The sequence below is a fragment of the Rhizobacter sp. P5_C2 genome, from assembly GCF_054049715.1.
In genome coordinates this window covers 1-25,278 of sequence record NZ_JBFULV010000019.1, presented here as the reverse complement: position 1 = coordinate 25,278, position 25,278 = coordinate 1, and the positions used below count along the sequence as shown (strand labels likewise).

The following is a 25,278-nucleotide window of genomic DNA, read 5'->3' as shown; positions in this document are numbered from 1 at the left end:
GAGAGGTTTACATGGCCCAGACAGTTTGCATTCGGCGTGTGGTGCTGCGCAACTACAAGAGCATCGGCCATTGTGATGTTCGCTTGCTCCCTCTGACCTACCTGGTCGGTCACAACGGCGCCGGAAAAAGCAATTTTCTGGACGCTCTGCACTTTGTCCGAGACGCGTTGGCCGGATCCCTGGACAGCGCCATCAACGCGCGTGGCGGCTTGAACGAAGTGCGCCGCCGCTCCAGTGGTCATCCGACGCATTTCGGCATTCGACTTGAATTTCGCCTGCGAGATGGCCGTGAGGGGCGATATGCCTTCGACATCGGTGCGATGGCCAGTGGCGGCTATGAAGTGCAGCACGAAGAATGCGTCATCACCGGAATCGGCAAAGGCCCCTTCTTCCGCATTTCCAAGGGCCAGCTGCGCGACAGCAGCGAACCCACCTTCCCGTCGGTGACGGCAGACCGACTTGCCTTGGTAGCGGCATCCGGCTTCACGGCATTCAGGCCGGTATTCGACACATTGACTGCGATGGGTTTCTACAACCTGAATCCCGAGCTGATGCGGGAACTTCAAAAGCCGCAGGACGGTCGCTTGCTCAAGCCCGCTGGCGAGAACATCGCCAGCGTGATCGGGCATCTGGAGCGTGTTGCGCCCGATCGCGTGAAGACCATCGAAGAGTATCTTCAATCGGTGGTGCCCATGGTGCACGGCATGGAGCGCAAGTCCATCGGCCCCATGGAAACGCTGGAGTTTCGACAGGAAATGGCGGGTGCCAATCATCCCTGGAAATTTCTGGCGCAGAACATGTCCGATGGCACGCTGCGAGCGCTCGGCGTGATGACGGCACTGCTGCAAAGCAACGTCGACTACTCGCCGACGTTGATCGGCATCGAAGAGCCTGAAACTGCGCTGCATCCTGCGGCCAGCGCCGCCTTGCGCGAGGTGCTTGTGCATGCCGCCAATCACACGCAAGTCCTGGTGACCAGTCACAGCCCTGACCTGCTGGATGACCGCGGCATCGATGCCGATTCCATCATCTCCGTCGTCTCGGAAGGCGGGGAGACGAAAATTGCGCCATTGGACGAAGCCTCTCGCCAAGTACTGCGCAATCACCTGTTTTCCGCCGGAGAGCTTCTGCGCATGAATCAGCTGGCCCCCGATCGCGACATCATCGCGCAGCAGAGCGCAAGCCAGACAGAGCTCTTCGGCGAGGCCCGGTCGTGATCTCGATCGCATCGATCGTGGAGGGCGACGGAGAGGTTTCCGCGTTGCCGATCTTGTTGCGAAGACTGGCTTCGGAACGGGAACCGGCTGCGCTGGTCAACCTGCTGCAACCCATCCGGGTTCGGCGCGACAAGTTTCTGAACAAGGACGATGAATTTCGCAGACAGCTGCTTCTGGCAGCGGCCAAGAGTGGCCACGATGGGTGGGTTCTGATCGTGCTGGATGCCGATGATGACTGCCCTGCCAGCCTGGGTCGAGAAATTCACCAACGGGCACAACAGCACATACCGCATCAGCGCTTGTCGGTGGTGCTGGCGAACCGGGAGTTCGAAGCCTGGTTCATCGCCGCCGCGCCTTCCTTGCATGGGGCACGTGGGTTTTCGGTGGCCCCTGAGGAGAAAATCCAGGCCGAATCGCCCCGCAATGCCAAGGGCTGGATGAGGGAGCACATGCAAAGCGGTACGTACAGCGAAATTCTGGATCAACCTGCATTTTCCGCCCGCATCGATCTGCAACAAGCCTTCGACAACAGCCGGTCGTTTCGCAAGCTGTGCAAAGAGTGGCAAACCCATGTCGCTGGTCGAGGCTGAACATCAAGCGTATGAAGCAGCTTGCTTCGTCGCGCCGTTCGCCGGTGCGGTTGCCGTGAACAACTGATCAAACCGCCGTGCAGTTCTTCACACCGCCTCGCGAGCAATTCTTCCGTCCGCTCACGCACGACAACCGCGCGCTGTGTGCGGCCGCGTTGCGTGCCTTGCACGAGCGCGTGCACGGGGCCAACGCCGACTATGCGGAAACGCTCACCCGAGACGTCGTGCTCGACATCATCCTGCGAGCACTCGCCGACCCCCAGCTGCGCGCGCAGGCCTTCGAAGCGGCGCAACCGGTGCGTCCCGAGGAGGAGCGGGCCTACGCCGGCGAGCTTCTGCGCAAGCTCAAGGACCATGGCTGGCTGGAGGACTATCGCGACCCCATCGATCTGAAGCCGACGCTCAAGCTCAGCCGCGCCGGCAAGGCCTTCAGCGAGACCTTCTCCAACCTCGACGACTCGCGTGCCAAGACCCGCCAGCGCAACATGCGCTCGGCGCGCAAGGCGCTGACGGCCTTCATTGCCACACGCGATGCGGACGAGCTGCTGGACGCGCAGGAATTCGCAAGCCGCGTCGTGCAAGACCTGCAGGATGACATCGAGTACTTCCGCCAGCTCATCCAGAGCCTGACCCGAGAAGCCCTCGCGCAGAAGGTGGCCTGGAGCGAGTTCAACGACTTCATCGAGAAGCGCTTCACGCACGAGTACGCGGTGCGCCTGGTGGCCGACTCCGCCGAACGTCACCGGGGCCAGATCGTCGAGGCGCTGGACGAGGTACGCGCGCTGGAGGGCGAACTGCGTGCCCAGGCCGACGGACATCTCCTTCAGCGCGCGCCCTGGCTGGAGCAGGAAGTGCAAGGCCGCAGCCCGCTGCTGTGGCTGGCCGACCGCATCGAGAACATGGTCGAGGCCGCGTGCAGCCTCAAGCTGCCGATGCTGCGTTCGGAGATGAACAACTACGTGCGCCGTTTCACCAGCCTGCTGCGGCAGGCGCTGTCGTTGGACTACGGCGCCGAATCCGCACTGGGCCGCACGATGGCCTGGTTGAAGGAGCGGCCGAATTCGCAGCGCGACACCTTGCTGGACGCGCTGGCCGATCGCCTTGCGACCTGCGAAGCGCGTCTGCCCGGTGGCGTGCTGCGCTGGACACTGCGTGACCGCGAAGCGGCCCATGCCGCGCAGTCCCCGCTGGTGGTGGACGATGAGAGCCGGCTGTCCGCGATGCTGCGCCGCGCCGAGGCCGAGGCATTTGCCTTCAGCGACCGCGACGTGCTGCAGGGCTTGCTGCCGCTGTTGGAGCACGGCCCTGTCGCCCTGGATGTCCTGCCCGTCGCCACCGCGGCCGAGGCCGTGCGCGTCCTGCACGCCGTCGGAGCGGCGCGGTCGGCGGAAGGTCGCCAGTTGCGCGTGCGGGCCCGCAAGACCGACCCACAGGTTCGCAACGAGTTCTTCGCAGCCGACAACTACGTGCTGGATGTCGAGCCCACGTCCAGGTCGGAGCCCTCGTCGAGATGACGCAATCGCTCGCCCACTTCGTCGAACAGCGGCTCACCACGGAAGGCGCCGGCAACGTGAAGACCGCCCGCTTCGCCGAGCTGGCAGGGCGTCTGCTGGCCACCGGCGTGCTCTGGCGCGACTACTCCCAGCCCGAAGCCAGGCATTACGACGATGCACTGCAGTGCGAACAGTTGCTGCGCGAGTGGTTCGGCTGCATAGGCTTCGTGCTCGCGCACGACCCGGAGGCCCGGCTGCTGCGCCTGTACCCGCCCGGGGAAGGCGGCGGCGAGGACGATGAAGACGGCGTGAAGCGGCTGCGTGCCCGTTTGTCGCGCGATTTCGTGGCCACGGTCATTGCGCTGCGCTTTCTCTACACCGAAGCGCTCACGGGCCGGCGGCCGCTGGTCGACGAGCGACTGGCCATCAGCCTCGAGGAGCTGTCCCAGGCCGTCGTGTCGCTGCTGGCGCATCGGTTGCCGAACTCGGCCACCGAGCGCATGGCGCTGCTGCGCGACCTGCGCAAGCACCGTGTCGTGCACTTCGTGGAGCGCGACGATGCCGGGGACATGCAGATGGGTCTGGCGGTGCTGCGGCCCGTCATGAGCTTCGTGAGCGACGAGGCGATGGAAGACGCCCTGCGGCTGGCCGGAAGAAACCTGCCACCTGCTGCGGCGCCGTCGCCTCTCGAGGGCACTGTGCCGTGAAGATCGGCAAGCTGCTGACCTGGCACTGGGGTTCACTCGATGACCGTGAATGGGTCTTCGCAGATACCGTGCTGCTCACGGGAGAATCGGGGTCGGGCAAATCCACGCTGCTCGACGCGATCCAGACCGTGCTGACGGCCGCGCACCAGCACCTGGTGCAGTTCAACATCGGCCAGGACGAATCCACGCAGAGCCGTCGCGGCGGCAAGGAGCCGCGGACGCTGGCAGCCTATGCCCTGGGCCAGCAGGCCGACGGTGTGTTCCTGCGCACGCGCTCGACCAGCTATGTGGGCATCGTGTTCGAGCCTTCGGAAAGCGCGGGCGAGCAGGCGCCATCGTTCACGGCGCTGGTCGGCCTGGAAGCTTTCGAAGAAGGACGGCGCGCCACGCTGCAGGGCCCGCCGCAATTCTTCATCGTGCGCCGGGCCTTGTCGCTGACGGATCTGGCGCGGCGCAGCGGCGAAGCCCTGGGTGACGCGCCGCTGCCGCTGAAGGAGCTTTACCTGCAGCTGCAACACCGCCTGAAAGCCGACAAGGAAACGGTGGTCCAGCGATTTCCCGACAAGGGCGGCTATCTGCAACACCTCTATGGCGCGCTGATGGGAAAGACCGCCGTGGGCGAGCACGAGGCCGTTCGCGCCGGCAAGTCCATCGTCAAGGCCATGGCCTACAAGGAGCTGGGCAACGTCAACGACCTGGTGCGCGACGAGATCCTGGAGCCGCACGACTTCAGCCGCGACCTCGACAAGATGCGCGAGCTGATGCGCTCCATCGCAGGCCTGAAGGCGGAGGCCGATCGCCTGCAGACCAACCTCGATCGGCTCGATGCCGCCGGCGAACGCGCCGGTGCCGTGCTCGACGAATCTCGCCGCTTCGTCGTCACCACCATTGCGCACGCGTTGCGGGTGCTCAGCGAGACCGGCGACGAACTGGCCTCCGTGAAGCGTCAGATCGCGACGCAGGACAGGAAGCAAGGCCAGTCGGCCGAGAAGCTGGCCTCGCTCGACGCTCAGGATGTCCAGTTGCGGGAACAACTGGGAACGGTGAAGCAGCGCCTGGCGGGCAGCGAGGTGGCCCGCGAGAAAGACGCGCTGGAGAATCAGGTCCGGCTGCAGTCGGACCAGTTCCGCCTGCACTGGGCCCGTGTCCAGGAGGCTGCGCACGGCATCGGTGCGATGGTCGATCAGTTGACGCATCTGCTGCCGCTCGACCTGACCGCCATGCCCGCGCTGGCCGACGCGGTGCAGGCGCTTCGGCCGGCCGCCTCGAGCGTGTTGAAGCCGTGGCCGGACATGGCGCAGGCATACGCGCGGCCAGCCCGCCTCGACGTGGAACTGCCCGCCTTCGAACTGGAGGTCTTCGATGCCAACCTGGCCCTCCTGCAGCGCGGCATCCACGAGGGCGACAACTCGGTCCAGGCGGCCGTCGTGCAGGCACTCGCCGACGCAGGCGCACGCACGAGGGCGTTGAAGGACGAGGCCGAGCAGCGCGATGCCGAACTGCGGCAACTGCAGGCCGGTCGCAGCGTGGCCCCACGTGACACCCATGAGGCCGTGGCGCTGATCGAGCGCGAGCTGCCGCAGGCCCGCCCGCATCTGCTGGCCCAGCTGGTGGAACCGCGCACCGGCAGCACATGGCAGAACGCCATCGAGGGTTACATGGGCGGCGACCGGTTCGCGATCATCGTCGAGGCGGGCCACGAGGCGCTCTGCGCACGGCTGGTGAAGCGACGCTTCCCGGTGCGCTCGCCCAAGGTCGTGCAGGGTCGCAAGGCCATGGAGGACACCGAAGGTCGCCGGCCCGAAGGCCGCGCCATCCTGCACGAACTGGTGTGCCGGCATCCCGTCGCCAACGCCTTCCTGATGGCGCAGTACGGTCGCGTGCGCAAGATCGACGACTGCCGGAGCTGGAGATCGCCCGCACCAACGCCACGGTCTGGGCTGCTCGCTTCGCCGGCGCGGTGCCGCAACTGGCCACCGAACCGCAGTTGGTCGCCGACGCGCAAGCTCTGGCAGCCGAAGCGCAGACCAGCCTGGACGCCTTGCGCCACCGCGCGCAGACCCTGCGCGAGAACCTGCCGCGCACGCTGCGCGAGCTTCAGCAGGCGGTCGGCACGTACCTGGGTGGGGCGCGCGACGACAGCGAGCGTTTCGCCTGGAGCGATCCACCCCGCAGCATCGACCGCCTCGAGGAATTGCTGCCGGTCGTCCTTCAGACCCGCAACGCCGTCGCTGAGCACGCCCAACGCCAGCGCGCCATCGGGCTGGCCGACAACGCCCGCTCGCTGCAAGAGGCAGAAGGCAGCTTCAACCACGTTTTCACCAGCAGCTTCTGCTTCAAGGTTCGCGACGACGTGAAGCAGGGTGCCGTCGTGCTGCAGCGGCTCAATCGCCACCTGAAGGACATCCGCTTCGGCAACGACAGCTTTCAGCTGGAATGGGACTGGATTCCCCGCATGAAGAAGGTGTGCGAGTTCTTCGATGCGGTCGAGGGTGCCGTGGAAGGACTGGAACACGATCGCGGCTCGATCTTCGCGTCGCCCCGTCTCAGCGATGAACAACGCGCCACCGCGGAGGACATTCGCCGGCTGCTGCTCGCCAACGACCAAGGTGCCAACGAGCGGGCGCTGAAGGAACTCGCCGACTACCGCAACTACCGCCGCTACGACATCGTGCGCATCAGCCCGGTCGGCACCACCCGGCTGTCCACCTGGGGCACCGGCTCGGGCGGCGAGCTGGAGACGCCGTTCTACGTCGTGCGCTCGGCGGTGCTCGCCCATGCGCTCGGTCACTTCGGCCGAGAGCGGCGCGAAGCCCCGGCGCTGCGGCTGATGCTCAGCGACGAGGCGTTCTCGAAGATGGATGAATCGCGTTCGCGCAGCGTGCTGCAATTTTTGTCGCGCACGCTGGGCCTGCAACTCGTGGTCGCGATGCCGACCTCGAAGTCCGGCGCGGTGAAGCCGGAGTTCGACAAGGAGTTCACCTTCTCCAAGGTGCTGGCACGGCGCGACGGCCAGGAACTGTTCATCAGCGATGTGCAGGAGAAGACACTGCACCGCGACGCCCTCGCGCGCCTGTGGGCCGAGCCTGCGGCGCAGGCCCGCGACGCTGCACGCAAGGAATGGGACGCGGCCGCGGCGCCGGTGGACGCTTCCTCACCCGATTCGAGCGGCGCCGGCACCACGGTCTGAACCATGCTGCCCTCGTTGCCCCCTGTCGAGCCGCCTGCAGCCCACCCATTCCTCCAGCGCCTGGCCCGCGCTCTTCTCGCCAAAGCCGAGCGCAGCATCGGTCAGGGCCCCGTGCGCCTGCCGCTGGACCGCAAGAACGCGCCCGAGTTGCACGTTGCGGCCGACGCCGAACAGCTGCAGCTGCTGGTCATGTTGCTGGACGAGCTGTGCGAAACAGGCTGGGTCGGACTGCAGATCGATGCGCCACGCGCTTTTGCCGGCTTCACCGACCGCAAGCCGAGACTCGAGCTTCGCGACTTCGATGCACTGGCGTCCTGGGCCGGCTACACACCGCAGGCCTTGCGATGGCAGCAGCAGTGGTTGCAGCACTTGCGGGCCCAATGGGCCGCCACGCCGCCGGCGCCAGGAGCGATCCTGCCCGGCGACCCCCAGGGGTTGCTCGACTACCTGGCCCGCAGCCCGATGACACTGCTGGAGGGTCTTTCGCTGGACGAGGCGACCCACAGCCTGTCTGCCTTGATCGACTTGTGCCGCTCCGGCCGATCGATGGCGCTGCGCGAGGCTTCGGCTCGTGTGTTTCAGGGCCGCTCCAAGCTGTTGGACAACCGGGAAGAACTGCTTCGCATGACAGGCGCCGTGCCAGGCCAGTTTCACGAGCCACCGATCCAGCTGTTGCTGGCGCCGCCCGGGGATTGCCGTTTCGCGGATGTGCTGTTCGTCGAGAACCTCGTGACCTTCGAGCACATGGCCGACGCACGCGCTCCCGCCTGGAGCCGCAGCCTGCTCGTCTATGCCGCCGGCTTCCGAGGCAGTGCGCGGCGGCTGCGGTCGCGCTCAGGGTGTCGACCGTACCTGCGCGCCCCATCGGCCAACGCCGAGTTGCCTGCCATCGAGGCTTGGCTCTTCGATGCGGCGGAAGTTCCCGTCGGCTTTTTCGGCGACCTCGACTTCGCAGGCATGCAGATCCTCGCCAGCCTGCGCGAGGTCTTTCCACACGCGAGTGCATGGCAACCCGGGTATCCCGCGCTGGCACGCTTGTTGGCCCAAGGGAGCGGCCATCTGCCGGATCACGCCTCGAAGGCTCAGCAATCCGACCCCGGTGAGACAGGCTGCCCGTACGCCGACCACGAATTGCTGCCGGCGATGCGACTTCACGGCCGTTTCGTCGACCAGGAGGCCTTCGATTCCTTTCCGGCAAGGGAATAGGCCGCTCAACCGAAGCGCCAACATCGCTGGTGGACGGCTTTCTCGACCGTGCGTTGAATGCTGGGTCGCAGCGCCCGACGCGGCTCGAACCCGGGATCGATGAAGGCCAGGCCGTCGAAGAGCGAGGGCTGGACCTTCGCCTTGATTCCGCACAGGCGCAGACGCTTGCGCAAGGTCTTGACGGAGACGCGCAAGTCCGCAGCGAGTGCATGGACATCCTAGTCGAACCTGATCAGCAACTGCACATAGGCCGACGCTTCGGAGTAGCTGTGCCGGACCAGCTTCGCGTAGTCGATCTCGTCCTCGGCTTGTTGCAATCGGACCAGCGGGTCCGAATCCAGCGGCGAGGTCAGCAGGCGCGCCAAGGCGCTGGCGGCGACCTCGGCATCCTCCTGGTCCCAGTTCCTGTCGATGCGAATGGCATGGCGCATCTGCTTCTCGGCAAACTTCACGAGCTTGCAGTAGAGCCACTTGAGGACGGACTGCTGATCGTCAGGATCTTCGAAATCGACCGGGTAGCCTCTTTTCTGTCCCATGTCGGCAGCGACGAGCCAAGCCTCTTGCCTGACGTCGTCGACACTCATCTCGCCGCGCGTCGCGCCGGAGATTCGTCGCAGTGCAGTTGCCTGGGCCCGCAGGAACTCGCCGATGGTTCGCATGCGGCAGGCCGTCAGCCCAGGCGCGATCCCCTCGGCAACCGCGCCGACAACCAGTCGTGCACGTCGGCCCGGATATGCCGGCCCTCGAGCAGGAAGTCCTCGAAGCGGCTCGGCACGTACGGCAGGTACACCAGCGGCATGCGGGCTTCCTCGGGCGTGCGGGCGGCCTTGCGGCCGTTGCATGAACCACAGGCGGTGACGAGGTTCATCCAGGTCCAGCCGCCGCCGCGCGACTCCGGCACGATGTGTTCGCACTGCAGGTCGCGCTCCGCAAAGCGCTGGGCGCAGTACGCGCAGGTCAGCCGGTCACGGCGAAACAGCTTGTTCTTGCTGAAGGCAGGCGCCACGTCGAACAGGTTGACGCGCGACGCGCCGCGCATTGCAATGATCGGGTGCACCTCGATGACCGATTGCCGGCCGCGCGCAACGTTGAAACCGCCGCGCAACGTGGCCAGCGGGCCGTCGCCCTCGACCCAGGCGACCGCATCCGCAGCCACGTGAGAGGCCGCATGCTCGAGCGAGATCCACGCCTGAGGCGTTCCCTGGATGTCGAGCTGCAGCACGTGATTGTGAGAATGGGAATGCATCGCTGGCCTCCTTTCGCGGGCCGTCGGCGTAAAACGAATGAGTGGCACGACCGCTGGAATCGTTCCACCGGCCTTGCCTCGTGAGCGTGCGTCTCTGCACATGCGCTTGGGGGTGACCGGCCGGAGTCGAACCGGCACCAGCGGGATCACAACCCACGGCTCTGCCATTGAGCTACGGCCACTCCCAAGCGCACGCTTGCCTTGCTTTCACTGACTGGACTCGACGATCCGATTCGAACGGATGCGGGCTTGCGCCGTCTGGTTTGCAGCCAGATGCCTTCGACCACTTGGCGACGTCGAGATGTTGCTGTTGGCGCCCCGTGCGGGAGTCGAACCCGCGGCTTCCGGCTAGACAGGCCGGCACTCTGGCCACTGAGTTAACGGAGCATTCAATCCATCCGGTCACGGGTTCCGGCGCCGCCCAATCGTTGCGGCCGATTTCCGCCCTCGAAGCCGAAGCTCCACAAGGGTTCTTGTTCTGGTGTCGCGTGCGGGATTCGAACCCGCGTACCCGGAATGAAAGCCCGGAGTCCTGAGCCTCTAGACGAACGCGACGTTTGGTTGAGGCGAAACAAAAAGGCCCGGATCCTCATCAGATCCGGGCCTCTGCGAACAGAGCTTGGAAGGGCTTGCCTCAAGCGCACCCTTCTCCCGGTTGAACCCGATCCTCGTGTCGATCAAGCCAGCGCTGACACAGCAGCGCGGCCTGCCCCTGCAGGGGTCGGTCAGCGATGGTGTGGAGCGGCTTGGTCACGATGCGGGGTCCTGAAAAACTTCGTTCAATCAATCGAGGAGGCGGACTGTAAATAGTCTTTACTCAATCGTCAACAATTTTCTTGCAACGAAGATTCATCGACCTCGACACCCATCGCTCGCAGGTAGCGATCGAAGGATTCGTCGACCGCTGCGCGTCCCCCGCCGCGGATGTTGCGACCCCAGGTGTAGCCGAACACATCATCGAAGGATCGTCCTTCGAGCACCTGCCTCATGCGCACGACATCCGCCGCCTTCATCGGCACCAGGTTGGGGTAGCTGTACATGAACGACACGTGCCTGCGATCCGCCACCACCTGCAACGCATCGCCTGGGAAGAGCGCACCGCCCGGCCGCGGTCCGCGCTGCCAGTGCAAGGCCGTGCTGCCCGCGAAGTGGCCGCCGCAGCGCAGCAACGCCACGCTCCCGGACAGCCGCAGCTCGTCGCCTTGCCAGAAGCGGATCTGGCTGGACGGCCGCATCACCCACTCGCGGTCCGCCTCGTGCAGCAAGATCGGCACGCCGCCCAGCGCGTCGCTCCACTCGACCATCGACGCATAGAAATGCGGGTGCGAGACGGCGATCAGATCGACGCCCCCGCGCGCCTTCAACGCGGCGACCGCTTCGTCGGTCACCAGGCTGGCGCACTCCCACAGGATGTTGCCCGCATCGCTGGGCAGCCACATCGCGCGCTGGTCGATCGCAAAGCCCGGCGCCAGGCCGATGCCCAGCACGCCGCCATCGTCTTCCAGCCGCAAGCTGTGGCTTGACGCCAGTTCGGCCATCGTGGTCCAGCGCTGGCCCTGCCAGCCGACGTACTGCCGCTCGTCCTCGCAGATCGGACAGCGCGTGGGCGCCGCAGCAGCTTTGGCGAACTGCGTTCCGCAGGTGGCACAGATCGGGTGGTGCATGGCTTGCTCCGTGGATTGGCTTGTCGATGGCCGCAGGATGCCGTCCAATGTGGTTCGTTCAAAGAGCCACTTTGCATGACTTCGAGCAATCCACTTTTCGGCATCGACCTCGACCTGCCTGCACCGGGTTCAGGCGGGGTTTCGCAGGCGCTGCATCGCCAGCTCCGATCCGCGATCGTCGAGGGCCGCCTGGTGCCCGGCCTGCGCTTGCCGGCGTCGCGCAAGCTGGCCGCGATGGTCGGCGTCTCACGCAGCACGGCGACGGGTGTCTATGACCTTCTGCAGTCCGAAGGCTATGTCGAGGGTCATCACGGATCAGGCACCTTCGTCGCCTCGCGCACGGCGACGCCCAGGTCAACAACGCCGCCGACGCCGGGCGTGGCGCCTGCCCACAAGCTCGCCGCGGCCTGGCGACACGCGAACCCGGTGCCCGCCACACCCTCGGCAGCACCGCGTTTCGACTTCCGCGCCGGCTACCCGGACCAGCAACGCTTTCCGTTCGATGTGTGGCGGCGCCTCGCATCGCGCGCGCTGCGCGCCGCCGCGCGGACCAGCGGCGCCGGCAGCGATCCACAAGGCGACCCGCGACTGCGCGAGGCCATCGCGCACCATGTGTCGGATGCCCGTGCCGTGGCCTGCGATGCCGACGCCGTGGTCGTCACGGCCGGAGCGCAGCAGGCCTTCGACCTGCTCGTGCGCATCCTCGTCATGCCAGGTCGCACCGCCGTCGCACTCGAGAACCCCGGCTACCCGCCGCTGCATGCCGCGTTCGAGCGGGCCGGCGCGAGGCTGCACGACATCGGCATCGACCAGCACGGCCTGTGCGTCGAGCAACTGCCGCAGCGTGTCGACGTGATCGCCGTGTCGCCTTCCCACCAATCGCCGCTGGGCGTCACGATGTCGGCGGCGCGGCGCTTGGCCCTGCTGGAACACGCCCGCGCCCACGACGCGCTGGTGATCGAGGACGACTACGACGGCGAGTTCCGCCTCGGTGGCCGCCCGCTGGATGCGTTGCAGACGCTCGACCGCGAGCAGCGTGTCTTCTACGTCGGCACCTTCGCGAAGAGCATGTTCATGGCGCTGCGCATCGGCTTCGTCATCGCGCCGCCATGGGCCGTGCCCGCGCTGGTGGCGGCGCGGCTGCGGCACAACTGGCATGTGCCGGCGGTGAACCAGGCCACGCTCGCCAGCTTCATCGCCGAAGGCCACCTGGCCCGGCACGTGCGCAAGATGCGCCCCCTGTACGCAGAGCGGCATGACACGCTTCTGCGGGCGATCGAACAGCATCTGCCGCACCGGCTCACGCCTGTCCCGTCGCTGGCCGGCCTGCACCTCAGCGCGGCGCTGCACGCACCCGACGCTGCGGCGCGGTGGCAGGCCGCGGCTGCAGGAGCCGGCGTCCGCATCGCCACGCTGGCCCCCAGCGTGCGCCGGCCGCTGGTGCTGAACGGCCTGGTCTTCGGCTACGGGCTGATGGCGACCGCCGACATCGAGCCGGGCATTCGCGCGCTTGCGCAGGCCGTGCGCCCGTCCTGACGACTCACGATGCCGACGTGACGCACGCCGGCAGTTGCACCCGATCGCCGGCGTTGCCGTTCTTCGTCGCCACCACCGGCTTCTCGGCCGCGGTGCGCCACGCCTGCTGCGGCCACCATCGTCCCGGCATCGGATCGCGACCCGGCTCGACGCTCTGCCCCGGCCGAGGCGTCAACACGCTGACGCCCTGGCAGTCCGCCGCCGCGAGCACGCGTTCGACCGGCTCGGTCCAGCCGTGGTGGGCGAGCGCGAACAGGCCCCAGTGGACCGGCATCATCAGCTTGCCCTGCACGCGCTGGTGCGCCAGCACGGCCTGCTCCGGCCCGAGGTGCCAGTCGGGCCAGTCGGCGTCGTACTGCCCCGACTCGATCAGCGTCAGGTCGAAGGGCCCGAGCCGCTTGCCGATGTCGTTCATCTCCTCGAACAGGCCGGTGTCGCCGGAGTAATACACGCGGTGCGTCGCGCCGACCATCGCGAAGCCGGTCCACAGCGTGCGATCGCTCTGCGGGTTGAGGCGACCCGAGGCATGGCGCGCCGGTGTCGACGTGACCTGCAGCGTGCCGACCTGCGTCGACTGCCACCAGTCGAGCTCGACGATGCGATCGGCCGGCACACCCCAGCCGCGCAGGTGCCCGCCGATGCCCAGCGGCACGACGAAGCGTGCCCCGCGGGCCTGCAGCGCCCGCACCGTGCCGGCATCGAGGTGGTCGTAGTGGTCGTGCGAGACCAGAACCACGTCCACCGGCGGCAGCTTGTCGAGCGGGATCGGCGGCGCGAACCAGCGCTTCGGCCCGGCCCAGCTCACCGGCGACGCGCGCTCGCTCCAGATCGGGTCGAGCAGCACCCGCGTGCCGTCGATCTCGAGCAGCGTCGACGAGTGGCCGAACCAGGTCACCCGCAGCCCGCTGGCCGGCAGCGTCGCGAGCGCCTCGCCCTGGCTCGCCAGCACCGGCACCGCGGCCTGCGGCGCGCCATCGGGCGTGCTGTCGAACGCGCGCAGCAAGGCGTCCTTCATGTTGCTCCACATCGGCTGCGGGTTGTTGAACTGGCCGTCGTGCCATTGCGGCGAGGTTTCGAGCGGCTGCTGCTCGGCCTGGCCGCGGTGCAGTTCGCCGAAGCCGGTGCAGGCGCTGGCCAGCATCAGCGCGATGCCGGTCCCGGCGGCCAGCAGGCCCCACTTCAGCCGGCGCCAGCCGGATTTCTTCTCAACGCCCATCGGGAATCCCCTGGCTCAATGCAAAGATGTCGGCCGGCTCGGCCACTCGGCGCGCCGCCGGGCCGCGGGCGGCCGCCAGCATCGCCCGGCCGATCACCTCGGTGCTCAGCAGGCTGCGCGGAAACAGCGCCCGCAAGCCGCTCAGCACCGGCCCGAGCACCACGTAGAAGGCATGGATCCAGCCCACCTTCGAGCGGGAGCCGTTCAGCGGCTGGATCACGCCCGGCCGGAACATGAAGGCGGAGCGGAACGGCAGCCGCATCAGCTCGTTCTCGGTGCGGCCTTTCACGCGGGCCCACATCGAGCCGCCCTTCTCGCTGCTGTCGGTGCCCGTGCCGGAGACGTAGACGAAGCACGCCTGCGGGCTGACGCGGGCCAGCGTCTGCGCGATCGACAAGGTCAGGTCCAGCGTCTGGCGGCGGTAGTCGGCTTCGCTCATGCCGACCGACGAGACGCCGAGGCAGAAGAAGCAGGCATCGACATCGCGCAACTGCGCTTCGATGGCCGTCAGGTCGAACAGATCGGCATGCACCACGCTCACGAGCTTCGGGTGCTGCTGCGCGAGCGCGCTGCGGCCGACGCTCACCACCTGCGTCACGTCGTCGGCGAGCAGGCATTCGCGCAGCACGCCGTGGCCCACCATGCCGGTGGCGCCGAAGATCAAGACTTTCATGAGAGTTCCTTTTTCATCACGGGCGGGCAACGCCGCGCCAGAACACATCGAAGCCGGCGGCGGCATAGTCGGTGCCGCTGCCGTCGGGCTCGGCCAGCGCGGCCATCGTGGCCTCGGCCAGGCCGTTGAACATCGCGCCGATGAAGTGCACCGGCTGGTCGACGAAGACCTTGCGCCGCACGCACTCCTCGCCCTCGCGCAGCAGCTCGGCAAACGGCGCGCTGCCGGCCTCGCGGGTCTCGGGCGTGATGCGGTCGGACACCCGCAGCTGGCCCATCACCTTGCACTTCAGCGGGTGGGCCATCGCCCACCGCAGGTACTGCATCCACACGTGCTCGAACTTCTCGCGCGACGACGCCTTCGCCGGATACGTGCTCATCACCGCGTCGGCCAGCTCGACCTTCAGCGCGCGGTACAGCTCGTTGACGAGCACGTCCTTGCTCGCGAAGTAGGTGAACAGCGTGCCCTCGGCGACGCCGGCCGTGCGCGAGATCGCCGCGGTCGGCGTCGACCACACGCCGCGCGCGGCAAATTCTTCGACGGCGGCGTCGAGGATGGCGTTGCGCTTGTCCTCGCTGCGAGGTCGGGCCATGGTGTTCTGCGTTTCTTTAATTGAGCAAGTACTCAATCATAGAAAGCATGAACTCGGGCGTCAAGCGACTTTCCACCTGGGAAGCCCTGCAGCGCTGGTGCAAAATCCCGCGCGATGGATTACCCCGGCAATCTCTTCGTGGTGGCCGCCCCCAGCGGCGCCGGCAAATCGAGCCTCGTGAAGGCCTTGCTGGAACTCGATTCGCACCTGGTCGTCTCGGTCTCGCACACCACCCGCGCGCCGCGCGGCCAGGAGCAGGACGGGCGCGAGTACTGCTTCATCAACGAGCCCGAATTCCGCGCCAAGATCGCGGCCGGCGACTTCTTCGAGTGGGCCGAGGTGCACGGCAACCTCTACGGCACCTCGCGCCGGGCGATCGAGGAGCGCATCGCCGGCGGCCATGACGTGGTGCTCGAGATCGACTGGCAGGGCGCGCTGCAGATCAAGCGGCTGTTCCCGAACGCGATCCTGATCTTCATCCTGCCGCCCAGCTGGGAAGAACTCGCGCAGCGCCTGAACCGCCGCGGCGAAGACCACCCCGACGTGATCGAGCAGCGCCTGACGAACGCCCGCGTCGAGGTCGCGCAAGCCCGACATTTCGACTTTGTTATCATCAACGCCTTGTTCGAAACGGCGCTCTTCGACCTGAAGGCGATCGTTCACTCGCAGCGTCTCAAGTACGCTGCACTGCGAAGAAGCAGACCTGCTGTCTTTGCCAACCTGAATCTCAACTGAGAACGGAGTTCTTGACCATGGCCCGCATCACCGTCGAAGACTGCCTGACCAAGATCCCCAACCGCTTCCAGCTCGTGCTGGCCGCCACCTACCGCGCGCGCATGCTGAGCCAGGGCCACGCCCCGAAGATCGAGACCAAGAACAAGCCGGTCGTGACCGCGCTGCGCGAGATCGCCGCCGGCGAGATCGGCATCGAGATGCTGCGCAAGGTGCCGATCTGAGTCTTCACCGCCAGAATCTTCGTCAAGACGGCCCCTCGCGGGCCGTTCGCGTTTTCCCTTGCCGCAGCCCCACGGCGGCGCCTGCGTCGAATCCGCGATAAATTCGGGCCATGAACGCCCGTTCTCCGGCCACTGCCTTGCGTGAAGCGCCGCCCGCCCCGTCGGGCCGCGGTGGCAGCACGCCGGTGCCGGCGGCCACGAAGGATGCGGCCGCCGCGTCGTTCGCGGCGCTGACCCACAAGCTCGACTACCTCGACGCCGCCGACATCAAGCGCGTGCGCGAGGCCTACCGTTTCGCCGACGAGGCCCACCTGGGCCAGTTCCGCGCGAGCGGCGAACCCTACATCACGCACCCGATCGCGGTCGCCGGCCTGTGCGCCGACTGGAAGCTCGACGCCCAGGCCATCATGGCCGCGCTGATGCACGACGCGATGGAAGACTGCGGCGTCACCAAGCCCGAGCTGATCGAGCGCTTCGGCTCGTCCACCGCCGACCTGGTCGACGGCCTGACCAAGCTCGACAAGCTGCAGTTCTCGACGCGCGAGGAATCGCAGGCCGAATCCTTCCGCAAGATGCTGCTCGCGATGGCGCGCGACGTGCGCGTGATCCTGATCAAGCTCGCCGACCGCCTGCACAACATGCGCACGATGGACGCGATGGCGCCGGCCAAGCGCATGCGGATCGCGCGCGAGACGCTCGACATCTACGCCCCGATCGCGCACCGGCTCGGCCTGAACCAGACCTACCGCGAGCTGCAGGAGCTGTCGTTCCAGCACACCCGGCCGTGGCGCCATGCGGCGCTGTCGAAGGCAGTGCTGCGCGCGCGCGGCTACCGGCGCGACATCGTCGAGCGCATCCAGCGCGAGGTCGAGAAGGCCTTCGCCGACGCGCAGCCGCAGGCCCAGCAGAAGGTGCAGGTGTTCGGCCGCGAGAAGACGCTCTATTCGATCTACAGCAAGATGCGCGAGAAGCACTTCAGCTTCGCGCAGGTCAACGACATCTTCGGCTTCCGCATCGTCGTCGGCACGCTGCCGGAGTGCTACCTGGCGCTCGGCGTGCTGCACCAGCTGTACAAGCCGCTGCCGGGGCGCTTCAAGGACTACATCGCGATCCCGAAGGCGAACGGCTACCAGTCGCTGCACACCACGCTGGTGAGCCCGCTGGGCACCGCGGTCGAGTTCCAGATCCGCACCGAGCCGATGCACGCGGTGGCCGAGAAGGGCATCGCCGCGCACTGGATGTACAAGGCCGGCGGCAACACCCAGCTGCACGACGCGCAGCGCCTGGGCACGCTGTGGCTGCAGTCGTTGATCGACATTCAAGACGAGACGCGCGACGCCAACGAGTTCCTCGAGCACGTCAAGATCGACCTGTTCCCCGATGCGGTCTACGTGTTCACGCCGAAGTCGCGGATCATGGCGCTGCCGCGCGGCGCGACGCCGGTCGATTTCGCGTACGCGATCCACTCCGACGTCGGCGACCACTGCGTCGCGGCCAAGGTCAACGGCGACCCGGTCGCGCTGCGCACCGAACTGCGCAGCGGCGACGTGGTCGAGGTCGTCACCGCGCCCGGCGCACGGCCGAACCCGGCCTGGCTGAACTTCGTGCGCACCGGCCGGGCGCGCTCGAAGATCCGCCACTACCTGAAGAACATGGAGCAGGAAGAGTCGCAGCAGCTGGGCGAGAAGCTGCTCGCGCAGGCGCTGCGCGCCGAGGGCCTGAACATGCCGGCCAGCGACCCGGCCGAAGCCGCGGCCGGCGCGCTGTGGCAGCAGCTCGCGCGCTGGAGCGGCACGCGCTCGCGCGCCGAGCTGCTGATCGACATCGGGCTGGGCCGCAAGATCGCGACCATCGTCGCGAAGCGGCTGGCGCAGATGATGGGCGAGCGCGGCGAGCGCCCCGATGCGCTGACGCTGACGATGGRCCGCTACGGCGCCGACGACAACGCACCGTCGCAAGGCCTGGTGGTGATCGACGGCAGCGAAGGCGCGTCGGTGCAGATGGCGCCGTGCTGCCGGCCGATCCCGGGCGACGCGATCGTCGGCTACCTGGGGCGTGGCGAAGGGCTGCTGGTGCACACCGTCGACTGCTCCACCGCGAAGCGATTGTTCGAGCGCGACAGCGAGCGCTGGATGACGGTCGAGTGGGCCGAGGAGCCGGTGCGGGCGTTCGAGACCGGCGTCACGCTGCTGCTGAAGAACGGCAAGGGCGTGCTGGCGCAGGTGGCGGCGGCCGTCAGCGAGGCCGAGGCCGACATCACCCACATCGACATGGACGACGAACCGGCGGCGCAGACCATCGAGCTGCGCCTGCTGCTGAGCGTGCGCGACCGGTTGCACCTGGCGGACGTGATGCGCACCTTGCGTCGCGCGGCGCCGGTGCTGCGCGTGACCCGCGTGAAGCCTTAACCGGCGCTGCCCTTCGGGTACTGCACGTCGATCACTTCGATCCGCTCGAGGCCGCCTGGCGTCATCAACTGCACCTCGTCGCCGACGCGCGCCTTCAGCAGCGCCCGCGCGATCGGTGCGATCCAGCTGATCTCGCCCTGGCTGCTGTCGGATTCGTCGACGCCCTTGATCGTGACCGTGCGCTCCTCGCCGCGCTCGTTCGCATAGGTCACGGTCGCGCCGAAGAACACCTGGTCGTTGCCGTGGTGCAGTGACGGATCGGCGACCTCGGCAATGTCGAGCCGCTTGGTCAGGAAGCGGATGCGCCGGTCGATCTCGCGCAGCCGCTTCTTGCCGTACAGGTAGTCGCCGTTCTCGGAGCGGTCGCCGTTCTTCGCGGCCCACGACACCACCTCGACGACCTTCGGCCGCTCGTCGTCCAGCAGCGTCAGCAGCTCGTGGCGCAGCGCCTGGTAGCCCGCCGGCGTCATGTAGTTGCGCGTGCCCTGCGGCAACGCCGGCAGGCCGACGTCGTCATCGTCGTCGCCGTCGGAATCGGTCTCTTTGGTGAACGCCTTGCTCATGCCGGCGATTTGAACCCAAGTGCCGGTGCCCGGCGCAGTCCACTCGCGACCAGGGTGATTGACTTGCCTAACCGGTTAGGCAGAATGGCGCCGATCCGCAACCCGAGGACCTCGCCATGTACACCCTCTTCGCGACCCCCGGCTCGGTCGGCTGCGCCGCCGTCGATGCCGCGCTGCGCCTGTGCGGCGTGCCCTTCGAGACCGTCGAAGCCGCGCCCTGGACCGAGTCGCCGGGCCGCGACCGGCTGAAGGCCGTCAACCCGCTGGTGCAGATCCCCACGCTGCAGGGCGCCGGCGGCGAGCTGCTGACCGAGACCGCCGCGATCCTGATCCACCTCGGCCTCACGCACCCCGAGGCGCAACTGCTGCCCCCCGACACGGCCGCCCGTGCCAGCCACCTGCGCGGGCTCGTCTATCTGGCCGCCAACGTCTACCCCGCCATCACGGTGATCGACTTCCCCGAGCGCTTCTGCGAGGCCTGCAGCGACGACGAGGCCAAGCGCATCCGCGCGCAGACCCGCCGCCACCTGCACGGCCTGTGGGAGGTGTTCGCCGACAGCTACGCGGCGCCCCCCGCGGGCTTCCTGGCCGGCGACGCGCCGGGCGCGCTCGACCTGATGGCGGCCGCGCTGTCCAAGTGCTTCGGCACGCGCCCGCACCTGGCGGCGGCGCGGCCGGCCTTCGCCGCGCTGCTGTCGCGCGTCGACGCCCACCCGCGCTTCGCCGACACCGAGCGGCGCTACTGGCCGGCGGCAACCTGATGCCCGGCATCTCGGCCGGTGTCGGCGGCGCGCTTGCGCTGGAGTTCGCGAACACCGCCGGCGATCACCTGGCCGATGCGCCGTCCGAGCGCCTGAGCAGCTGGGCCCGCTTCGCGCAGTGGTGCCTCGAGCAGGACCTGGTCGATGCGCGCGGCGCCGCGGCGTTGAAGGGCTCGGCCGACGACCTCGCGCCGGTGGTCGCCACGCGCGATGCGGTGTTCCGCGTCGGCCTCGCGATCACGCGGGGCACGAAGCCGCCGGCGGCCGCGCTCGCGCTGCTGAACGACCTGGCCGCCGGCGACGGCCCCCGCGTCAGCCACACGCAGGCCGGCCTGCGCTGGCGCGGCACGGCCGACGACAGCGCGGCCTCGTTGCGCACGCTGCTGGCGCGCGAAGGGCTGTCGCTGTTCTGCTCGCCGCGCGCTGCCCGCATGCGGCTGTGCGCCGGGCCGCTGTGCGGCTGGCTGTTCCTCGACGACAGCCGCGGCGCACCGCGCCGCTGGTGCTCGATGGGCGACTGCGGCAACCGCGCCAAGGTGCAGCGCCACCATGCGCGCCGATCGGCCGCCGCCGACCCCGCCGAACCCGGCGCCTGAACGTGCAACAGCGGTTCCCCTCGCGCGGCGCAGCGTGTACCCTTGCCGCTGCTTCCAGCTCCCACGTTGTCTCCCCATGCGCCTGATCCGGTCCCTGCCCTTTCTGATCCTGCTGTCCACGGCCCGCGTGGCATTGGCCGCGCCGGCCCCCGCGCCGACGGCCGATGCGAAACCCGCCGAACGCTGCGAGACCGCGGTCGCCGACACCATCCGCGAGATGCGCGGCAAGGAAGCGCGCGACATCGAGTTCGTCGCCGCCCAGCGCTCGCTGCTGCCTGCCACCGGCGACGAGACCACCGTCAAGGGCGCCGGCCGCTACAAGACCACCGCGACCGGCGTGCACAGCTTCACCTACCGCTGCGCCTACAACGCCGAATCGAACGACACCTCGGGCGTCGTGTTCCGCGAAACCGGCAGCACCCGCCCGGCCGCCGAAAAGGCCTGGGAGCCCGACCTGAGCAAGGTCTCGCCCGACGCCTGCGAGACCGCGATCGCCGCGACGCTGAAAGACAAGTACCCGCGCGTCGGCCGCATCGCCTTCGATGCCGAGACGCGCCGGCTGCAACCCGCCCCGAACGACGACACCTGGCTCGACGGCCAGGGCGCCGTCGAACGCGCGCCCGGCATGAACTCGATCCCGTTCACCTACCGCTGCGCATTCCAGGCGCGCACCGGCCGGCTGATCGGCGCGCAAGCGACGCCCTGACCCCGGCGGGGCGAAGCGGTGTCGCGCCACGCGAAGCAACGCGCGGCCCGCACACAAACTGATGCGTTCGCATCGCAGCCCGTGTCGTAAGCTCGGCCCTCTTCGGTTTCGGCAACGGATGTCGGAGGATGCGCGTGGTCGATCGACCCTCGAACGATGCGGTGTTGGGCGGCGAGGTGACGCAGTTGCTGCGGCGCTGGACCGACGGGGATGCGCACGCGCTGCACCGGGTGCTGCCGCTGGTGTACGACGAACTGCGCCGCCTCGCCGGCCGTCACCTGCGCCATGAGCGCGCGCACCACACGCTGCAGAACACCGGCCTGGTGCACGAGGCCTATCTCCGTCTGACAGACGACCGCCCGGTGCAATGGGCCTCGCGCTCGCAGTTCTTCGCGCTCGCATCGAAAGTGATGCGTCACATCCTGGTCGACCATGCGCGTGCGCGCGGCGCCGACAAGCGCGGCGGCGGCCAGCTCCACGTGCCGCTGGACGAGCTGTCGGAAGCCGCCATCGCGCAACTCGCGCCGCGCGACACGCCGGTGCTCGACGTGCTGGCGCTCGACCAGGCGCTCACGCGGCTGCAGCAGCTCGATGCCCAGCAGAGCCGCGTCGTCGAGCTGCGCTTCTTCGGCGGGCTGAGCGTCGACGAGACCGCGGCCACGCTCGAGATCTCGCCCGCCACCGTGAAGCGCGAATGGGCCAGCGCGCGCGCCTGGCTGCTGCGCGAGCTGGCCGTGCGCTGAACCCATGCGCGGATACGCTTCGACACACATTGCATGAGCCGCCACGGCCCGAGCTTGCGCCCTAGCGGGAACGAGAACTTCGGGAGAGTTGCGATGAACGCCGCATTCCATGCCGACATCGACAGCAATTTCGGCCACCTGCAGGCTGCCGAGCACGGGTCGCCGCTGCTGCGCCCGCCGCCGCCGGTGCTGTTGCACACCGAGCCGCCGCGCATCGAGCCGCACCCGCGCGGCAGCGTGCGCCGGCCCGCGCTGCTGACCGCGCTGCTGGCCGCCGAGAGCCCGTGCGAGCGCCACCGCACGGTGCGCGCGCTGCTGCAGGCGCTCGGCTTCGAGTGGCTGGCCTGCGGCACGCTGGTGCGCGAAGAAGCCGGCTGGCGACCGAGCGCGTTCTGCACCAGCCTGATCGATGCCGAGTGGCTGCAGCACTACTTCGCGCAGCAGCACCACGAGGTCGACCCGCGCTGGCGCGAGGCGCTGCAGTCGTCGCTGCCCTGCATCTGGTCGCTGGACCAGTGGGACGAAGGCAGTGCGGCGCCCGGCGCAGGCACCCACTTCGCCCGCTTCGTCGCCGACCTGCGCGCCACCGGCATGCAGAGCGGTGCACTGCTCGCGTTGCCGGGCCGCCGTGCCGACGAGCGCTGGCTGCTGAGCCTGCTGTCGCGCACGCCGGGCAGCGCGTGGATCGGCGACGCGGTGCTCGGCCAACTGCTGACGCTGAGCCTGTGCCTGCAGGAGTTCTACCTGCAGCACACGCGCTGGCCGTCGTCCGGCCCCACCGAACCGGGCGACGAGGTGCTGAACCCGGTGCAGCGCGACATCCTGCTGCAGCTCGCGCACGGTGCGAGCGACAAGCAGATCGCACGCGAACTGCAGCTGTCCTCGCACGCGGTCGACTACCACATGCGCCAGCTGCGCCGCCGCTTCGCGGCGCGCAACCGGGTGCAGCTGACCCAAGCCGCGCAGCGCCTCGCGCGGCGCTGAAGGGATCGCCATGAGCGTGTCGATGGACGCCCAGCGCTGGCAACGCCTGAAGACGCTGGTGGCCGATGCGCTGGCGCTGCCCCTCGCGCAACGGGCCGGGTTCGTGCAGCACAACTGCGCCGGCGAGCCGGACCTGCAGGCCGAGCTCGAATCGCTGCTCGCCGCCGCCGAGCCGGAAGACACGGCGCTCGACCAGCAGCCGGCCGCGCAGCTGCTGCAGGCGATCGACGCGCACGCGGCGCGCCAGTGGATCGGCCGCCGCCTCGGCCCCTACCGGCTGGTCTCGCTGATCGCCCGCGGCGGCATGGGCGAGGTCTACCGCGGCGAGCGCGACGACGGCCAGTTCGAGCAGCGCGTCGCGGTCAAATTGATGCGCGAAGACGGCGACCCGCAGATGCTGCTGACGCGCTTCAATGCCGAGCGCCGCATCCTCGCGTCGCTCGACCACCCGAACCTCGCGAAGCTGCTCGACGCCGGCCTCACGCCCGACGGCGAGCCCTATTTCGTGATGGAGCTGGTCGACGGCATCGCGCTGGATTTCTACTGCGAGCAGAACGCGCTCGCGCTGCCGCAGCGGCTGCAGCTGTTCCGCAACGTCTGCCGGGTGGTCGACTATGCGCACCGGCAGGGCGTGATCCACCGCGACCTGAAGCCGGCCAACATCCTCGTCACGCCGCAGGGCGTCGTGAAGCTGGTCGACTTCGGCATCGCGAAGCGGCTGGCGGTGGACGGCAGCGAGGCGACCCTCACGCTGCAGCGCGTGCTGACGCCCGACTACGCCAGCCCCGAACAGGTGCGCGGCGAGACGCTGACACCGGCCAGCGACATCTACGCACTCGGCGTCGTGCTGTACCGGCTGCTGGCGCGCGCCAGCCCCTATGGCGAGGCCACCGACAGCTACGCGCTGACGCGCGCGATCTGCGAGACCGAGCCGCCGCGCCCGAGCCATGCGGTGCCGCACGGCGGCCGGCTGCGCCGCCAGCTGCGCGGCGACCTCGACGCGATGGTGCTGATGGCGCTGCGCAAGGAGCCGACGCACCGCTATGCATCGGCCGAGGCGCTGGCCGACGACGTGTTCCGCCACCTCGAAGGCCTGCCGGTGCATGCGCGCCGCGGCGCCTGGAGCTACCGTGCCGGCCGCTTCGTGCTGCGCCACCGCGCGATGGTCGGCGCGGCGCTGGTTGCCAACCTCGCGCTGACGGCCGGCATCGGCATCGCCGCGTACGAAGCCTGGCAGGCCAACGTGCAGCGCGAGCGCGCCGAGCGCCACTTCGCGAGCGTTCGCAAGCTCACCAACACGCTGATCCTCGACGTCAACAACGCGATCCGCAACCTGCCGGGCTCGACCCAGGCGCGCCAGCTGGTCGTGCAAACGGCGCTGAACTACCTGCAGCAGCTCAGCGCCGAGTTGCAGGGCGATGCCGCGCTGCAGCTGGAGCTGGCCGGCGGCTACCGGCAGATCGCCGACCTGCAGGGCCGCAATGCCGAGGCCAGCCTGGGCGACCCGGTGGCCGCACTGGCCAGCTACGAGCGCGGCATCGCGCTGGCCGAGCCGCTGGGCCAGGCGGCGCGGCGGCGCGACCCGAACTTCCCCGCCGCGCAGCGCGAGCTCGCGCTGCTGTACGGCAGCCGCGGGGCGCTGCTGACCTCGGTCGGCCGCAACGACGACGGGGCGGCATCGCTGCGCCAGGGCATCTCGATCACCGACGAGCTGCTCGCCGCCGAGCCCGACAACCTGCGGGTGGCCCGGCTGCGTGCCATGCTGTACACCGAGCTCGGCCGCACGCAGCAGCGCACCGGCCAGCACGAGGCCTTTCTCGCATCGACCGGCACCGCCACGCAGCAGCTCGAGGCGCTGCTCGCGCGCGAGCCCGCGGACGCGGTCGCCGCCAACACGCTGGCCACCACCTACGGGCTGCGCGGCATGACGCTGCTCGGCCACGACCTGCTGCCGCAGAGCGCGCAGCTCGCGCTGCAGGAGTACGGCAAGGGCGCGACCCTGCTGCAGCGCATGGCCGATGCCAACCCGAACGACACCAAGCTGACGCGCACGCTCGCGATCCAGTACCACGGCATGGGCCGCGCGCTGGTGCGGCTGAAGCAGCCGGTCAAGGCGCTGGAGCTGCACCGCCGCGCGATCGCGATGCTGGAGCGCCTGGCGCAGCAGGAGCCGAACAGCCCGCAGTTCAACGCCGACCGCGCCGGCGCGGCGGTGCGGCTCAGCGAGGCGC

25 protein-coding genes and 4 tRNA genes are annotated in these 25,278 nt (G+C 68.6%); 17 read left to right on the top strand and 12 right to left on the bottom strand.

Annotated features, from left to right (window positions below; all coding sequences use genetic code 11):
- Positions 1-11 precede the first annotated feature (11 nt).
- The 7 genes from ACXJLU_RS09295 (at position 12) to ACXJLU_RS09265 (ending at position 8,403) form a co-directional block, all read left to right on the top strand.
- Positions 12-1,217: an AAA family ATPase gene (locus tag ACXJLU_RS09295; protein ID WP_457330152.1), complete on the top strand. Its 1,206-nt coding sequence runs from the start codon at positions 12-14 to the stop codon at positions 1,215-1,217.
- Entirely contained in the window at positions 1,214-1,807 is a 594-nt protein-coding gene (locus ACXJLU_RS09290; RefSeq protein ID WP_457330150.1) for a DUF4276 family protein, read from the top strand. The genes ACXJLU_RS09295 and ACXJLU_RS09290 overlap by 4 nt, the downstream gene beginning before the upstream one ends.
- A 77-nt stretch (positions 1,808-1,884) precedes the next feature.
- Positions 1,885-3,321 carry a Wadjet anti-phage system protein JetA family protein gene (locus tag ACXJLU_RS09285; RefSeq protein WP_457330148.1) on the top strand — a complete coding sequence of 479 codons (1,437 nt, stop codon included), beginning with the start codon at positions 1,885-1,887 and terminating at the stop codon, positions 3,319-3,321.
- Positions 3,318-4,007: a DUF4194 domain-containing protein gene (locus tag ACXJLU_RS09280; RefSeq protein WP_457330146.1), complete on the top strand. Its 690-nt coding sequence runs from the start codon at positions 3,318-3,320 to the stop codon at positions 4,005-4,007. Before ACXJLU_RS09285 ends, ACXJLU_RS09280 begins: the two co-directional genes overlap by 4 nt.
- On the top strand, positions 4,004-6,364 hold the full coding sequence (locus ACXJLU_RS09275) for an ATP-binding protein (protein ID WP_457330144.1): 2,361 nt from the start codon (positions 4,004-4,006) through the stop codon (positions 6,362-6,364). The genes ACXJLU_RS09280 and ACXJLU_RS09275 overlap by 4 nt, the downstream gene beginning before the upstream one ends.
- On the top strand, positions 6,361-7,197 hold the full coding sequence (locus tag ACXJLU_RS09270) for an SbcC/MukB-like Walker B domain-containing protein (RefSeq protein ID WP_457330142.1): 837 nt from the start codon (positions 6,361-6,363) through the stop codon (positions 7,195-7,197). The genes ACXJLU_RS09275 and ACXJLU_RS09270 overlap by 4 nt, the downstream gene beginning before the upstream one ends.
- A gap of 3 nt (positions 7,198-7,200) precedes the next feature.
- Positions 7,201-8,403 (top strand): Wadjet anti-phage system protein JetD domain-containing protein, encoded by a 1,203-nt coding sequence (locus ACXJLU_RS09265; RefSeq protein ID WP_457330140.1) that lies wholly within the window; start codon positions 7,201-7,203, stop codon positions 8,401-8,403.
- Between the two features lie 5 nt (positions 8,404-8,408).
- Here the strand turns inward: ACXJLU_RS09265 and ACXJLU_RS09260 are convergent, their stop codons facing one another.
- From ACXJLU_RS09260 to ACXJLU_RS09225, 8 genes are all read right to left on the bottom strand, one after another.
- Positions 8,409-8,597 (bottom strand): hypothetical protein, encoded by a 189-nt coding sequence (locus ACXJLU_RS09260; RefSeq protein WP_457330138.1) that lies wholly within the window; start codon positions 8,595-8,597, stop codon positions 8,409-8,411.
- A gap of 24 nt (positions 8,598-8,621) precedes the next feature.
- Positions 8,622-9,062 carry a hypothetical protein gene (locus tag ACXJLU_RS09255; RefSeq protein ID WP_457330137.1) on the bottom strand — a complete coding sequence of 147 codons (441 nt, stop codon included), beginning with the start codon at positions 9,060-9,062 and terminating at the stop codon, positions 8,622-8,624.
- An 11-nt stretch (positions 9,063-9,073) separates the two neighbouring features.
- On the bottom strand, positions 9,074-9,649 hold the full coding sequence (locus ACXJLU_RS09250; protein WP_457330135.1) for an HNH endonuclease: 576 nt from the start codon (positions 9,647-9,649) through the stop codon (positions 9,074-9,076).
- Between the two features lie 111 nt (positions 9,650-9,760).
- Positions 9,761-9,831 (bottom strand) — tRNA-His (locus ACXJLU_RS09245).
- Positions 9,832-9,864: 33 nt separating this feature from the next.
- A tRNA-Cys gene (locus ACXJLU_RS09240) sits at positions 9,865-9,950 on the bottom strand.
- Positions 9,951-9,960: 10 nt separating this feature from the next.
- Positions 9,961-10,036: transfer RNA gene (locus ACXJLU_RS09235), tRNA-Asp, on the bottom strand.
- A 92-nt stretch (positions 10,037-10,128) separates the two neighbouring features.
- A tRNA-Glu gene (locus ACXJLU_RS09230) sits at positions 10,129-10,204 on the bottom strand.
- A 269-nt stretch (positions 10,205-10,473) separates the two neighbouring features.
- Positions 10,474-11,313: an MBL fold metallo-hydrolase gene (locus ACXJLU_RS09225; protein WP_457330133.1), complete on the bottom strand. Its 840-nt coding sequence runs from the start codon at positions 11,311-11,313 to the stop codon at positions 10,474-10,476.
- A 75-nt stretch (positions 11,314-11,388) separates the two neighbouring features.
- On the opposite strand from ACXJLU_RS09225, the gene pdxR reads away from it, so the two are divergent.
- Entirely contained in the window at positions 11,389-12,849 is a 1,461-nt protein-coding gene (gene pdxR / locus ACXJLU_RS09220; RefSeq protein WP_457330131.1) for a MocR-like pyridoxine biosynthesis transcription factor PdxR, read from the top strand.
- A gap of 4 nt (positions 12,850-12,853) precedes the next feature.
- On the opposite strand, the gene ACXJLU_RS09215 is transcribed toward pdxR, so the two are convergent.
- Genes ACXJLU_RS09215 through ACXJLU_RS09205 form a run of 3 tightly spaced genes read right to left on the bottom strand, consistent with a single transcriptional unit; the run spans position 12,854 to position 15,330 of the window.
- On the bottom strand, positions 12,854-14,065 hold the full coding sequence (locus ACXJLU_RS09215) for an MBL fold metallo-hydrolase (RefSeq protein WP_457330129.1): 1,212 nt from the start codon (positions 14,063-14,065) through the stop codon (positions 12,854-12,856).
- Positions 14,055-14,738, bottom strand: a complete 684-nt coding sequence (locus tag ACXJLU_RS09210) for an NAD(P)H-binding protein (RefSeq protein ID WP_457330127.1) — start codon at positions 14,736-14,738, stop codon at positions 14,055-14,057. Before ACXJLU_RS09210 ends, ACXJLU_RS09215 begins: the two co-directional genes overlap by 11 nt.
- Before the next feature lie 16 nt (positions 14,739-14,754).
- A complete protein-coding gene (locus ACXJLU_RS09205; protein WP_457330125.1) occupies positions 14,755-15,330 on the bottom strand; it encodes a TetR/AcrR family transcriptional regulator in 576 nt (191 codons plus the stop codon).
- A gap of 114 nt (positions 15,331-15,444) precedes the next feature.
- On the opposite strand from ACXJLU_RS09205, the gene gmk reads away from it, so the two are divergent.
- From gmk to ACXJLU_RS09190, 3 genes are all read left to right on the top strand, one after another.
- The gene (gene gmk, locus ACXJLU_RS09200; RefSeq protein WP_457330123.1) at positions 15,445-16,065 is read left to right on the top strand and encodes a guanylate kinase; all 621 of its coding nucleotides are present in this window, start codon (positions 15,445-15,447) and stop codon (positions 16,063-16,065) included.
- Between the two features lie 17 nt (positions 16,066-16,082).
- Entirely contained in the window at positions 16,083-16,286 is a 204-nt protein-coding gene (gene rpoZ, locus ACXJLU_RS09195; protein WP_073467015.1) for a DNA-directed RNA polymerase subunit omega, read from the top strand.
- Positions 16,287-16,396: 110 nt separating this feature from the next.
- Positions 16,397-18,694 (top strand): RelA/SpoT family protein, encoded by a 2,298-nt coding sequence (locus ACXJLU_RS09190; RefSeq protein ID WP_457330121.1) that lies wholly within the window; start codon positions 16,397-16,399, stop codon positions 18,692-18,694.
- Here ACXJLU_RS09190 and greB read toward each other — a convergent pair.
- On the bottom strand, positions 18,691-19,257 hold the full coding sequence (greB, locus tag ACXJLU_RS09185) for a transcription elongation factor GreB (protein WP_073467013.1): 567 nt from the start codon (positions 19,255-19,257) through the stop codon (positions 18,691-18,693). The two genes, ACXJLU_RS09190 and greB, sit on opposite strands and share 4 nt — an antisense overlap.
- A 116-nt stretch (positions 19,258-19,373) precedes the next feature.
- On the opposite strand from greB, the gene ACXJLU_RS09180 reads away from it, so the two are divergent.
- From ACXJLU_RS09180 to ACXJLU_RS09155, 6 genes are all read left to right on the top strand, one after another.
- On the top strand, positions 19,374-20,018 hold the full coding sequence (locus ACXJLU_RS09180) for a glutathione S-transferase family protein (protein WP_457330119.1): 645 nt from the start codon (positions 19,374-19,376) through the stop codon (positions 20,016-20,018).
- Positions 20,018-20,614, top strand: a complete 597-nt coding sequence (locus ACXJLU_RS09175) for a CGNR zinc finger domain-containing protein (RefSeq protein ID WP_457330117.1) — start codon at positions 20,018-20,020, stop codon at positions 20,612-20,614. The genes ACXJLU_RS09180 and ACXJLU_RS09175 overlap by 1 nt, the downstream gene beginning before the upstream one ends.
- A gap of 76 nt (positions 20,615-20,690) precedes the next feature.
- A complete protein-coding gene (locus ACXJLU_RS09170) occupies positions 20,691-21,320 on the top strand; it encodes a hypothetical protein (RefSeq protein ID WP_457330115.1) in 630 nt (209 codons plus the stop codon).
- 134 nt (positions 21,321-21,454) lie between these two features.
- Positions 21,455-22,063 carry a sigma-70 family RNA polymerase sigma factor gene (locus tag ACXJLU_RS09165; protein WP_235002474.1) on the top strand — a complete coding sequence of 203 codons (609 nt, stop codon included), beginning with the start codon at positions 21,455-21,457 and terminating at the stop codon, positions 22,061-22,063.
- A 93-nt stretch (positions 22,064-22,156) separates the two neighbouring features.
- Positions 22,157-23,047, top strand: coding sequence for a helix-turn-helix transcriptional regulator (locus ACXJLU_RS09160; protein ID WP_457330113.1), 891 nt, complete (start codon positions 22,157-22,159; stop codon positions 23,045-23,047).
- 10 nt (positions 23,048-23,057) lie between these two features.
- Positions 23,058-25,278: serine/threonine-protein kinase (locus tag ACXJLU_RS09155; protein WP_457330111.1), on the top strand; the 2,221-nt coding region annotated here is incomplete at its 3' end.

Bases quoted from the DNA above. Each gene is read 5' to 3' on its own strand.
- ACXJLU_RS09295 (WP_457330152.1), top strand. From the start codon at position 12: ATGGCCCAGACAGTTTGCATTCGGCGTGTGGTGCTGCGCAACTACAAG.
- ACXJLU_RS09280 (WP_457330146.1), top strand. From the start codon at position 3,318: ATGACGCAATCGCTCGCCCACTTCGTCGAACAGCGGCTCACCACGGAA.
- ACXJLU_RS09265 (WP_457330140.1), top strand. From the start codon at position 7,201: ATGCTGCCCTCGTTGCCCCCTGTCGAGCCGCCTGCAGCCCACCCATTC.
- ACXJLU_RS09255 (WP_457330137.1), bottom strand. From the start codon at position 9,062: ATGCGAACCATCGGCGAGTTCCTGCGGGCCCAGGCAACTGCACTGCGA.
- ACXJLU_RS09250 (WP_457330135.1), bottom strand. From the start codon at position 9,649: ATGCATTCCCATTCTCACAATCACGTGCTGCAGCTCGACATCCAGGGA.
- ACXJLU_RS09225 (WP_457330133.1), bottom strand. From the start codon at position 11,313: ATGCACCACCCGATCTGTGCCACCTGCGGAACGCAGTTCGCCAAAGCT.
- pdxR (WP_457330131.1), top strand. From the start codon at position 11,389: ATGACTTCGAGCAATCCACTTTTCGGCATCGACCTCGACCTGCCTGCA.
- ACXJLU_RS09215 (WP_457330129.1), bottom strand. From the start codon at position 14,065: ATGGGCGTTGAGAAGAAATCCGGCTGGCGCCGGCTGAAGTGGGGCCTG.
- ACXJLU_RS09210 (WP_457330127.1), bottom strand. From the start codon at position 14,738: ATGAAAGTCTTGATCTTCGGCGCCACCGGCATGGTGGGCCACGGCGTG.
- ACXJLU_RS09205 (WP_457330125.1), bottom strand. From the start codon at position 15,330: ATGGCCCGACCTCGCAGCGAGGACAAGCGCAACGCCATCCTCGACGCC.
- gmk (WP_457330123.1), top strand. From the start codon at position 15,445: ATGGATTACCCCGGCAATCTCTTCGTGGTGGCCGCCCCCAGCGGCGCC.
- rpoZ (WP_073467015.1), top strand. From the start codon at position 16,083: ATGGCCCGCATCACCGTCGAAGACTGCCTGACCAAGATCCCCAACCGC.
- greB (WP_073467013.1), bottom strand. From the start codon at position 19,257: ATGAGCAAGGCGTTCACCAAAGAGACCGATTCCGACGGCGACGACGAT.
- ACXJLU_RS09180 (WP_457330119.1), top strand. From the start codon at position 19,374: ATGTACACCCTCTTCGCGACCCCCGGCTCGGTCGGCTGCGCCGCCGTC.
- ACXJLU_RS09175 (WP_457330117.1), top strand. From the start codon at position 20,018: ATGCCCGGCATCTCGGCCGGTGTCGGCGGCGCGCTTGCGCTGGAGTTC.
- ACXJLU_RS09170 (WP_457330115.1), top strand. From the start codon at position 20,691: ATGCGCCTGATCCGGTCCCTGCCCTTTCTGATCCTGCTGTCCACGGCC.
- ACXJLU_RS09160 (WP_457330113.1), top strand. From the start codon at position 22,157: ATGAACGCCGCATTCCATGCCGACATCGACAGCAATTTCGGCCACCTG.